11 protein-coding genes are annotated in these 11849 nt (G+C 50.7%); 6 read left to right on the forward strand and 5 right to left on the reverse strand.

The features are described from left to right. The first annotated feature begins 48 nt into the window (after positions 1-48). Together J2Y43_RS02265 and J2Y43_RS02270 are read left to right on the forward strand one after the other, a co-directional pair. Positions 49-1191, forward strand: a complete 1143-nt coding sequence (locus J2Y43_RS02265) for a lipase family protein (protein WP_309981439.1) — start codon at positions 49-51, stop codon at positions 1189-1191. A 15-nt stretch (positions 1192-1206) separates the two neighbouring features. Further along, on the forward strand, positions 1207-2961 hold the full coding sequence (locus J2Y43_RS02270; protein ID WP_309981438.1) for a M14 family metallopeptidase: 1755 nt from the start codon (positions 1207-1209) through the stop codon (positions 2959-2961). Here the strand turns inward: J2Y43_RS02270 and J2Y43_RS02275 are convergent, their stop codons facing one another. Next, on the reverse strand, positions 2962-3795 hold the full coding sequence (locus tag J2Y43_RS02275) for a hypothetical protein (protein ID WP_309981437.1): 834 nt from the start codon (positions 3793-3795) through the stop codon (positions 2962-2964). A 178-nt stretch (positions 3796-3973) separates the two neighbouring features. Here J2Y43_RS02275 and J2Y43_RS02280 point away from each other — a divergent pair, with 178 nt between their 5' ends. Both J2Y43_RS02280 and J2Y43_RS02285 read left to right on the forward strand, forming a co-directional pair. After that, the gene (locus tag J2Y43_RS02280) at positions 3974-5116 is read left to right on the forward strand and encodes a DEAD/DEAH box helicase (RefSeq protein WP_309981436.1); all 1143 of its coding nucleotides are present in this window, start codon (positions 3974-3976) and stop codon (positions 5114-5116) included. A gap of 8 nt (positions 5117-5124) precedes the next feature. Continuing rightward, positions 5125-5430, forward strand: coding sequence for a rhodanese-like domain-containing protein (locus J2Y43_RS02285; RefSeq protein WP_309981435.1), 306 nt, complete (start codon positions 5125-5127; stop codon positions 5428-5430). A gap of 120 nt (positions 5431-5550) precedes the next feature. Here the strand turns inward: J2Y43_RS02285 and dapF are convergent, their stop codons facing one another. Together dapF and rplS are read right to left on the reverse strand one after the other, a co-directional pair. Further along, entirely contained in the window at positions 5551-6330 is a 780-nt protein-coding gene (dapF, locus tag J2Y43_RS02290) for a diaminopimelate epimerase (protein WP_309981434.1), read from the reverse strand. A gap of 187 nt (positions 6331-6517) precedes the next feature. After that, complete coding sequence (rplS, locus tag J2Y43_RS02295) at positions 6518-6880, reverse strand: 50S ribosomal protein L19 (protein WP_015814531.1); 363 nt, start codon at positions 6878-6880, stop codon at positions 6518-6520. Between the two features lie 141 nt (positions 6881-7021). Between rplS and J2Y43_RS02300 the strand changes: the two genes are divergently transcribed. Continuing rightward, positions 7022-8503 (forward strand): NAD(P)H-hydrate dehydratase, encoded by a 1482-nt coding sequence (locus J2Y43_RS02300; protein ID WP_309981433.1) that lies wholly within the window; start codon positions 7022-7024, stop codon positions 8501-8503. Positions 8504-8518: 15 nt separating this feature from the next. On the opposite strand, the gene feoB is transcribed toward J2Y43_RS02300, so the two are convergent. Both feoB and J2Y43_RS02310 read right to left on the reverse strand, forming a co-directional pair. After that, entirely contained in the window at positions 8519-10651 is a 2133-nt protein-coding gene (gene feoB / locus J2Y43_RS02305; RefSeq protein ID WP_309981432.1) for a ferrous iron transport protein B, read from the reverse strand. A 28-nt stretch (positions 10652-10679) separates the two neighbouring features. Further along, complete coding sequence (locus J2Y43_RS02310) at positions 10680-10907, reverse strand: FeoA family protein (RefSeq protein ID WP_309981431.1); 228 nt, start codon at positions 10905-10907, stop codon at positions 10680-10682. A gap of 260 nt (positions 10908-11167) precedes the next feature. Between J2Y43_RS02310 and J2Y43_RS02315 the strand changes: the two genes are divergently transcribed. After that, positions 11168-11830, forward strand: coding sequence for a heme exporter protein CcmB (locus J2Y43_RS02315; RefSeq protein ID WP_309981430.1), 663 nt, complete (start codon positions 11168-11170; stop codon positions 11828-11830). Positions 11831-11849: the final 19 nt, after the last annotated feature.

An 11849-nucleotide genomic window follows, 5' to 3' on the forward strand; every position in this document is an offset into this window, starting at 1 on the left:
ATTAGTAACCCAAAGGTTGCCTTGTTATTCAACGCTTCGCTATCACTCATGCAAAAGTCCCTGACAAGTTTCAAACCGTGCCTGGTCAGGCATGCGGCCATTGTCTTTATCCTGAGTACACTCGCCATGCAGCCCGCATGGGCGCAAACAAGCAGATTGAAACCCGGCTTCGATAAAGCCGAGTACCAGGAACTCGTGTATATGCACGCCTTGCTGTACGATACTGCCATGACCAACCGGCAAAAGTTCAAACTTCCGCGGCCCACGAAATTCGACTCCGTTTACACTTCTCCCGTGATGGGCCTCGACAACCGCTGGGGACTTTGGAAGAGCAAGTCCTCCGTAGGCGTGATCAATCTCCGCGGTACGACCATGAATGCCGTGGGCTGGCTCGAAAACTTCTATGCCGCGATGGTACCGGCCCGCGGGGAGCTGCAAATTGCCAAAGGTTATACATTTAAATACCATTTGGCCGACAACCCCAAAGCCGCTGTGCACATTGGCTGGCTGGTGGGCACGGCTTATCTGGCCAGGGATATTATTCCCAAAATCGACTCACTGTACAAAACCGGTGTAAAAGATTTCCTCATTATGGGCCATAGCCAGGGCGGCGCACTCAGTTACCTGATGACGGCGCATTTGTATTCGCTTCAAAAGCAGGGAGCATTGCCCAAAGATATCCGTTTCAAAACCTACGCCAGTGCCGCGCCGAAAGTGGGTAATACCTATTTCGCGTACGAGTATGAGCACATGGTCGATGGGGGCTGGGGTTATAATGTGGTCAATTCGGCCGACTGGGTCCCCGAAGTGCCGTTTTCGGTGCAAACCCTCAGCGATTTTAACAATACGAACCCTTTCAAGAATATCGACGGCATTATCAAGAAGCAAAAACTCATTGCGCGCATCGGCATGCGGCACGCTTACAAGGGCATGAAAAAGCCGAGCGAAAAGGCACAGCGCAACTACGAGAAGTACCTCGGACGGTTTGCGGGTAAGATTGTATCCAAAAACCTGCCCGAATACCAGTCGCCAGCCTTTTATAAAAGCAGTAATTACGTCCGCACCGGACCGACGGTCGTACTTCTGGCCGATGATGCGTACTACAAGCAGTTTGAAGATTCGGATCAGAATGTTTTCATTCACCACGGCCTTCACCCCTACCTTCACTTGCTCGAACAATATAAATACTGACATTTCATTCTTTTCATGCGCTCCAAACTAACACTATTCCTGCTGGGCATCCTGCTGGGCATCCTGCCGGGCATCGCATTGACCGCAAACGCCCAGTACCAGACCCGTTTCGAGAAAAGCGGCGGCAAGCAAACGCCCACTTACGAGGAGGGCATTGCCTACTACCGGCAGCTCGCCCAAAATTTCCCACAGGTGCAAATGCAGGAAAAAGGTCTTACCGATAGCGGCAGGCCATTGCATTTGGTGTTGTATTCAAAAAATAAGGTGTTTGACATCAAAAAACTGAAAGCGCAGGGTAAGGCTATTCTGTTTATCAACAATGCCATCCACCCCGGAGAGCCGGATGGCGTGGATGCGTCGATGATGCTCCTGCGCGACATGCTCGTGCACCCGACCCGATTTCCCGAGCTGGACAGCATTATAGTGGCTATCATTCCCTTTTACAACATCGGCGGCGCATTGAACCGCAACAGCACCACGCGTACCAACCAGGCCGGGCCGGAGGAATATGGTTTTCGGGGAAATGCGCGGAATTATGACCTGAACCGTGATTTTATCAAAGCCGACACCCGCAACGCACGGAGCTTCGCCGCGATTTTCCACGAACTCGATCCCGATCTCTTCGCGGATACGCACGTGAGCAACGGCTCCGACTACCAATATGTGATGACACTCGATTACGCCCAAAAAGACAAGCTCGGCGGTCCGCTCGGGGAATTCAACGACAAGGTTTTCCTGCCCTACATGTACCGGCATTTAAAAGAAGCCGGCTTCGAGGCGACGCCTTATGTGAATGCTTACGGGCAGACGCCCGACAAAGGTTTTGTCCAGTTTCCCGACTGGCCGCGCTATTCTACCGGCTATGCCGCCTTGTTTCATACCATCGGCGTGATGACCGAAACGCACATGCTGAAACCGTATGATCAGCGCGTCAAATCGACCTACGCCTATTTGCAAGGCAATATCAAGTTCCTCGCCGCACATCGGAAGGCCCTGCTGAAATTGCGGAATGAGACGAAGGAAGCGGTTAAAAAGCAGGAGAAATTTGCCATTACCTGGCAAGTGGATAAATCAAAACAATCCACGATTGCATTCAAAGGCTACGAGCCGGAGTACATTTCCAGCGAGGTAAGCGGGCTGCCCAGGCTGCATTACGACCGTTCGAGGCCTTTTACCAAAGATATTCCTTTCTATGACACCTACGTTCCATTGGATGAAGTGACACGGCCGGAAGCTTACATAATCCCGCAAGGCTGGCATAATATCGTTGCGCTGCTGCAATTGAATGGTGTTCAAATGAAAGCCCTCGAAAAGGACTCGGAAATGCAGGTGGAAACGTACTATATCGAAGAATTGGAAACGCCGAAACAACCCTTTGAAGGGCACTACTGGCACACTTCGGTGAAAGTACGGGCCGAAAAGCAGAAGCTGCCGTTCAAAAAAGGAGATTGGTATGTTCCGGTCAATCAATCCGCGAACCGGTACATCATCGAAACCCTCGAACCGAAAGCAGTGGATTCGTTCTTTAAATGGAATTTCTTCGATACCATTTTACAAGCCAAGGAGCATTACTCGGGTTACGTGTTCGAAGACCTGGCTGCGGATTTACTGAAAAAATCGCCCGGGCTGAAAGCGAAGCTCGACGAAAAACGCAAAGCCGATCCCGAGTTTGCGAAGAACGGCAATGCACAGCTGGATTTTATCTATCAGAATTCGGATTACGCGGAAAAAGAATATATGCGCTATCCCGTTTTCCGCGTCGTGAAATGATCAGAACCGCAAGCCCAGGTTGAAGTTGAACTCCCCGGTGATTTCCATGCGTCCGTTGCGGTAAGTACTCGAATGATATTTCTCACGATCCAGATACCGCGGGCCAACTCCGGCGTTGAGGCCAATCTGAAAATGCGGGGTGATCTGGAAGTTGACATAATTATTGACGATCATTCCCATTCGGAAACGTTGGCGCCCTTCCTCAGAGCTGGTGGTAACACCGCTTAAAGGATCATATTTGTTGGTGTACTGCCATTTTGTACCAATCCCGGTGAAAAGCGTCGGGCCCACCGCATAGGTAACGCGTTTCTGGCCAAATGGATAAACTTTCAAACTGGGGGAGAAATAATACATCTGGTCGTCGGAATTTTCGCCGATCGAGGGAAGGTAGTAACTGTCGGGAATGGTCAATGTAAATGGCAACAGCAGCCCGAAATAGCCGCGTTTGTCGAGAATCCTCTCGTAACTGATCCCAAAGCCGGGGCCACTGTCCAAAGCCTTGAAAGGTGAGAAATCGATTTTGTTTTTACCCAGTTCTTCATCCTGAACAATAGGCTCATTTCGCTCGCGTACCTTTGCATTACTACGCTCGGCACGTCTATCAAACCAGATCGTCTGGCCGTTCCCGAACTCGATGCGCAGCAATTCGTTCTTCCTGATCACAAAATTGGCGGCATTGGCTTCCTGGCTGATCTTGTATAATACCTTGTCGATACCCACTTCGACCACCTTCCCTTCGATGGTGGAACCGTTTTTCCGGACTATGACATCCTGTGCGTGAGCGGCAGCAAAGAAAAGCGAGAGTAAGAGTGTGAGAGTAAGAATTCTGCCCATAATGTAGTTGTGTTGATGGCTAATAGTCAAATTTAGAGTATTACTGAGTACTTTTGTCCAGTATATCCACTGAACGTTTAAAAATATAGTTCTGTTATACAATCGGCCGCAATGGCCAAATATATTATCCGGGCTGCATTTATCAAGTTAAAATAATGGCAGCCATTAAAAAGACCAAATGACATTTCAGGATTTAAAACTCATAGAGCCAATCAAGAGGGCTCTCCAAGAAGAAGGATACACCACTCCCACTCCCATCCAGGCCAAAGCTATTCCGGTTGTTTTAGAAAATAAAGATTTGCTGGGCTGTGCACAAACAGGTACCGGTAAAACAGCCGCTTTTGCGATTCCGATGCTGCAACTGCTGCACGAAAACCCGGTCGGGAAATTTGAAAAAAGTCGTATCCGAGCTTTGATTTTGACCCCTACCCGCGAGCTGGCGATCCAGATCGGCGAGAGCTTCGCTGCGTACGGGCGTCACACGCGTGTGAGACATACCGTTATTTTCGGTGGTGTAGGCCAGAAACCGCAAACCGATGCATTGGCAAAAGGTGTTGACGTACTCATCGCCACACCGGGCCGTTTGCTGGATTTGATCAACCAGGGATTCATTAAACTGAACCAGTTGGAATTTTTCGTGCTCGACGAAGCCGACCGTATGCTCGACATGGGCTTTGTGCATGACGTGAAGAAGGTGATTAAGCTGTTGCCCAACAAGCGCCAGTCGCTGTTTTTCTCGGCCACCATGCCTCCCGCGATCGTGACTTTGGCGGGTACCATTTTGAGAAACCCGGTAAAAGTGGAGGTTACACCAGTCTCCTCGACTGCCGATACCATCCGCCAGTCGGTGTTTTTTGTAGATAAATCAGACAAAAACTCGCTGCTGCTGCATATTCTGAAAGATGAATCGATTGCAACGGCGCTGGTATTTACCCGCACCAAACACGGGGCCGATAAGGTGGTAAAAGTATTGCGCAAAGCTGGTGTTACTTCCGAAGCCATTCACGGCAACAAGTCGCAAACTGCCCGCCAGAATGCATTGAAGAATTTCAAAAGCCAGACTACACGCGTCCTCGTAGCGACCGACATCGCCGCACGCGGTATCGACGTGGATGATCTGACGCACGTGATCAACTACGAAATCCCGAACATTCCCGAAACCTACGTTCACCGCATTGGCCGTACCGGGCGCGCGGGCGCGAAAGGCATCGCGATGTCGTTCTGCGACAAGGAGGAAAAGCCATACCTGAAAGACATTCACAAGCTGATCGCGAAGAATATCCCGGTTGTGAACGACCATCCTTACGCGCTGGGCAGGTAATTGGTGTTATGTCAAAAAAGACTTACTCGGACATTGACCTGCCTCAGGCGCTCGCATTGACCAAACGCCCGGACGCGGTGCTCGTGGATGTACGTGAAAACTGGGAATTTGAGGAATTCAATGAAGGAGGCGTCAATATTCCGCTGGCTGAGATCAGGGAGAAACGCCCGCTGGTAGCGCCGTATCAAACGATCGTCGTCATTTGTACCAACGGCGTCCGCAGCAAAGTAGCCGCAATGGATTACTGCCGCGTCCCGGAGTGGACCGACAAGCAGATTTATCATGTAAGAGGCGGCATTATCGAGTCGGAGTAACAGAGCTTAGAGTTTGAAGTTTAGAGTAGAAAGTTTAAAGTAAAAAGCAAAAGCCTTGCAAGTCGATGATTTGCAAGGCTTTTGCTTTTTACTTTAAATTTAAACTCTAAACTTTAAGCTCTAAACTTCCAAAGTTCCTTCAAAAACACGCACTGCGGGGCCGATCAGATAAATGTCTTTAAACTGGCCTTCACCCGCATCCTGGTACTCTACCGCCAGCGTTCCGCCGATCGTTTCTACCTGCACGGGACCTTCCCAGCCCTCGCGTAGGTGCGCGGACAATGCGCAGGCAGTTACGCCCGTGCCACAGGAATAAGTTTCGTCTTCCACCCCACGCTCGTAGGTACGCACGCTCAGGTGGTTATCCTCGATTACTTCCACGAAATTCACATTGGTACCGCCTTGGGGTCCGTACACCGAGCCGTAGCGGATCTCGCTGCCGATATTCACCACATCGGCTTCGTGAATGTCTTCCACGTAAGTCACATAATGCGGTGAGCCGGTATTCATGAAATCGTATTCCTCATATTGCTCCACGCCATTCACGTTCGACATTTTGAGGCGGATGGTATCGTCCGAAACCGTTGCTTCGTGCTCACCGTCGACCGCTATGAATTTGGTACTACCCTTGAAAAGCCCCAGATCGCTGGCAAAGCGCACCACGCAGCGGCCGCCATTGCCGCACATGCTGCCTTCACCGCCGTCGGCATTGAAATACACCATGCGGAAATCGTAACCTTCCGCATTTTGGAGCAGGATAAGGCCGTCGGAGCCGACACCGAACCGGCGGTGGCAGATCGACGCGATCAGTTCTTTGGAAACCGGGAATTGCAAGTCGCGATCGTCGATCATCACGAAGTCGTTGCCGGTGCCCTGGTATTTAAAAAAGGCGATAGTCATAAGTAGCGATCGTTAGCCGTCGGTTTAAACCGACGGAAATAGAAATAATCGGTTCCCGTCAGTTTCAACTGACGGCGGGGTTTTGTTGTTTTGAACAAAATCAGACTGATTTTGTTCAAAACAACAAAACCCCGCAAGAAAAATTCGCTTGCAGGGTTTTAAAATTTCGTCCCGAAGATCTTTTGGATTACTTCGTGGTTTTAAGCTCTTTAATACGAGCTGCTTTGCCCTGACGGCCACGCAAGAAGAACAGACGTGAACGACGTACCTTACCGCGACGAATCAATTCGATTTTCGCGATGCTTGGTGAAAGGATTGGGAAAACACGCTCAACACCGATACCGTTTGAAATTTTACGTACTGTAAAAGTTTCGCCAGCTCCGTTTACGTTACGACGCTGCATAACGGTACCTTGGAACTGCTGGATACGCTCTTTGTTACCTTCACGGATTTTCACGTGAACGTTGATCGTGTCGCCTGATTTGAAATCAGGATACTCGGATTTACGATTTTCAATCGTAGCTTCTACGAGTTTAATAAGTTCGCTCATGACGAGTGATTTTATGGATTTAAAATGATAGCTTGCTCCCAGCGGACGGGGTGACGCCCCTTCATTCAAAACAGCTTTTGAGAAAACGAGTGCAAATCTAGCATTATTTGTCGGTAACAAAAAGCTTTTCACGCTATTATCATGAAGATTTTCAATGTAGAACAGATCCGGGCGATGGACGCCTACACGATCGCACACGAACCTATCGCTTCCATCGATCTGATGGAGCGCGCTTCGCAGGCTTTTGTACGCTGGTTTTGTAATCAATATGTCAATACCCGGCCTATCGCCATCTTTTGCGGCAAGGGAAATAACGGCGGCGACGGCCTGGCCATCGCACGCATTCTGGGCGCCTGCGGCTACGATGTGCAGGTTTTCATCGTAGAATATACGCTCAATGCTACCGACGATTTCCGCCACAACTACGCCCGGCTTGGTAACCACCTCACGCCGCGGCGCATTCATTCCGAAAATGATCTTCCAAAATTGGGAAGTAAAGTTGTTTGTATCGATGCATTGCTCGGCTCCGGCCTGTCGCGTCCGGTTGAAGGTTTACTCAGCATTGTCATTCAATATCTGAACGAACTGCCCAACAGGCTTGTGTCCGTGGATATCGCCAGCGGGCTTTACACCGACCAGTCCAACGGGCCGGATGATGTGATCATCAAACCGAAATATACCGTTACATTCCAGCTGCCGAAACTCGCATTCCTGCTTCCACAAAATGCGGAATACGTGGGCGAATGGCATGTCGTCGACATTGGGTTGAGCACCCGTTATATTACCGATACAGTTACTACCTACTTTTTCACCGATAAGTTTGAAGCCGAAAAACGCATTAAACCCCGCCAGAAATTTTCACACAAAGGCACCTACGGTCACGCCGTGATCATTGCCGGAAGCTATGGCAAAATGGGCGCCGCCGTACTTTCGGGAAAGGCTTGCCTGCGCTCGGGCGCGGGCCTGCTCACGATGCACGTGCCCACGTGCGGGTACGAGATCACGCAAATCTCCGTTCCGGAGGCTATGACCACCGTCGATGAAGCAGAAAAATACATTAGCAAGCTCCCGGATCTCGCTTCGGCGACTGCTATCGGCATCGGCCCGGGCATCGGCCAGGAGCCGGCGACGGTGAAAGCATTGGAAAAAGTACTGGAACAAGCCAAGGTACCCGTCATCGTCGATGCGGATGCTTTGAACATTCTTTCTACAAACCGGCATTTACTTTACAAGCTGCCCCAAAACACGATCCTAACCCCTCATCCAAAGGAATTTCAGCGGCTTGCAGGCGAAAGCAGCAACGAGTATGAGCGGCTGGAAAAAGCGCAGGCATTTGCTGCCAAATACAAAGCGATTATCTGCTTGAAAGGCGCCAACACCGCTGTTATTCTTCCCAATGGTGAAGTCCATTTCAATTCAACCGGCAATCCCGGCATGGCCACCGGCGGTACCGGTGATGTACTCACGGGCATCATCACCAGCCTCCTCGCCCAAAAATACGACCCCGCCGACGCCGCCATTCTGGGCGTCTACCAGCACGGCCTCGCCGGCGACCGCGCCGCCGAAGCCCGTGGCCAAACGGCGCTGATCGCCTCGGACGTGATAGAGCACCTGGGTTGGTAACTCGTTTGATTTGAGTTAACTCAAAACCTGATAAACCAAAAACGCCGATCCATATGCCAGTACCATCAGGTAAGCCAGCTGGATCATGGGCCATTTCCAGCCGTGGGTTTCGCGGTAGACGACGGCGATCGTGCTCATACACATCATCGCGAATACGTAGAACATCAAAAGCGAATAGCAGACGGCCGGTGTGAACATCTGCCCGCCGGTTTCGGGATTCTTTTCCTGAACGAGGCGCTGTTTAACGGTAAGAACGTCCTCTGTGTCGCCGCTGATACTGTAAATCGTAGCCATCGTGCCGACGAATACTTCGCGGGCGGCAAACGATGCCAATAACGCAATCCCTATTTTCCAATCATAGCCCAGCGGTCTGATCGCCGGCTCGATGAAACGGCCGAACTGGCCCGCATAGGAGCTTTCCAAACGGGCTGACGCAACAGCTGCGTCGATTTCTTCCTGCGGCGCGGTGGTCATAGAGGCTACTACCTGCTGCTCGGCCACATTCATGCTATCTCCCGGGCCGTAGGATGCCAGCACCCAAAGGATAATGGAAATTGCCATAATAACTTTACCGGCTTCGAGCACGAAGGATTTCACGCTTTCGTACATAGTAAACCCTACATGCCCCCAGCGCGGCAGTTTGTAGGAAGGCATTTCGAGCATAAAGTAGCTCGGCTCCCTTCTTGGAATAAACAAAGACAGGAACCACGCTGAGCCCAACGCACCGAGCAGCCCGAGCAAATAAAGCCCGAACAATGCGATTCCCTGCATATTGAATATGCCCAGCACCTTCGTTTCAGGCACTACCAATGCAATTAATATCGTAAAAATGGGGAGACGGGCGGAGCAGCTCATCAAGGGCGTCACCATGATCGTGAGCAAACGCTCGTAGCGGCTGCTAATGCTGCGGGTGGTCATGATGGCGGGAACGGCGCAGGCTACACCCGAAATAAGCGGGACCACGCTCCGGCCATTGAGCCCGAAACGGCGCATGAGCTTGTCCATGATCACCATAACCCGCGCCATATAACCCGATTCTTCGAGAATGGCGACCAATGCAAAAAGGATCGCTATCTGCGGGATGAATATAATGATACCTCCGATACCGGCCATGATACCGTCGGTGATGAGGTCGTTCAGCACGCCTGCGGGTAATGTACCTTTTACCCATTCGATGGCAGCGGCAGTACCGGCGTCGATCATATCCATCGGGTACGATGCCCAGGCAAAGATGGCCTGGAATACGACCAGCAGCACCAATGCAAACGTAACATACCCCCAAACCCGGTGCAGCAGAATGCTATCCAGCTTTCTCGTCCAATAAGGCTGCTCGGTGGCACCTTCGGATTTGACGGCTTTGGATACGATCGGTTTGATTTTTTCGTAGCGGGCGATGGTTTCGTTCGCGAGGAAGTTGTTTTCGTCGAAGCCGTATTTCTCGATCAGGGCATCGAGTTTGGCCCGTACCGGCTGTTCGAGGAAAGAGAAGTTGTCGTGCTGGCAGACATATTGCAGCGCCACATAGTCATTATCCAGGTGATGGATTTCTTTCACCTCGTTAATCAGCCCTATTTCATTCTCCTTGGGCTCATAGAAATATCGCAGAGCGGGTTTCTCGGTCCGTCCCACAACCTGTTTCACAGCCTCTTTCAATCCCTTCATGCCTTCGCCGGTACGCGCATTGATGCGTACGACAGGCACGTTGAGCTGCATCGCGAGCTGCACCGCATTCACGGTCAGGTTCATGCTTTCGGCCACGTCGAGCATGTTCAATGCGAGTACCGACGGAATGCCCAAATCATTGATTTCGGTAAAAAGCAACAGGTTCCGTTGCAGGTTGGAGGCGTCGGCTACGATCACCACTACATCGGGGAAATCGGGGTGCTGCGGGTTGGCGAGGATGTCCATCACCACCGTCTCGTCTTTCGATTTGGGATAAATACTATATGTACCCGGCAAATCGACCAGCGTTACATGGGCGTCGTGCCCATTATCGCCTGCAATGCGGAACGTTCCGGATTTTTTCTCGACGGTCACCCCCGGAAAGTTGCCTGTTTTCTGGCGCATTCCGGTGAGTGCATTAAATAGCGTAGACTTGCCGGCATTCGGGTTACCTACCAGCGCAACTTTAATATTTCCCTGTTTCAATGGAGAGACTGTATGCGGAACGCAATCTTTACTCTAATTCAATCACTGCGGCTTCGTTCAAACGCAAAGACAGGCTGTAATTCCCGCCGACGTTGATGCAGATCGGGTCACCGAATGGCGCAATCGCATCCAGCCGCACCTCACAACCTGGCAAACAGCCCATTTCGAGCAGTTTGAGGGACATTGCACGGTCTGTGAATGATTTGATTACGCCTTTTTCACCCTTTTTAAGGTGGGAAACGGTACGAGCCGACATACGTTCCTTATTTAGATTCATTTTATTTAAAGTACAAATAAAGCACTCTCAGACGGTAAATCAAACTTTACTTCTCCTAATGTGCCTACCGTTCGCCAAATCATTCAAAATCCTGACCGTTTTATTATTTCCCTCGGGCTTTGTGTCGTACTTTTGCAGCGCGAAACGAAGTACCGAAGCCGGAAAAAAGTGACGCTGGTTACATTATAACAGCAAACCGAGAGCCGAAAGCTGCAAGCCGATGGCCCACACCAATCACCTTGAACGAGATTAAGACCCTGATCTGGAAAGAAGTAACACTCGAATGGCGCCAGAAATACGCCCTGAGCGGGATGTTGCTTTACGTGGTCAGCACGGTGTTCGTCTGCTACCTCAGTTTCAACCTCCGCAGGAATCAGCTGACGCCGATCGTCTGGAACACATTATTCTGGATTATCCTGCTCTTCACGGCGGTGAATGCCATTGCTAAAAGTTTCTCGCAGGAACGCCATGGCCGATTGCTTTACTATTACAACCTATGCAGCCCGCAAGCGATTATCATTTCCAAAATCATTTATAACTCGCTGGTTATGGCGGTATTATCGGTACTTGGATTTGTATTCTACGCATTTGTAATGGGCAACCCGATCCAGGATAATGGCCTGTTCACGATCTGTATCCTGCTGGCTTCCATTGGTTTTGCTTCCGTTCTTACACTCATAGCCGGCATCGCGTCCAAGGCCGACAATAGCGCCACGCTCATGGCCGTGCTCAGTTTCCCGATCATCCTGCCGATGCTTTTAATGACGATCCGTTTGGCCAAAAATGCCCTGGACGGCCTCGACTGGTCGGTCAGCACGGATGAAATCACCACACTATTATCGATCGATCTGATAGTAATTACGCTCTCCTACCTGCTTTTTCCATATTTATGGAGAAGCTGAAAAACAGCAGGTTACAGGG

Origin of the sequence: Dyadobacter sp. BE31 (assembly GCF_031457695.1) — a bacterium.
GTDB lineage: Bacteria > Bacteroidota > Bacteroidia > Cytophagales > Spirosomataceae > Dyadobacter.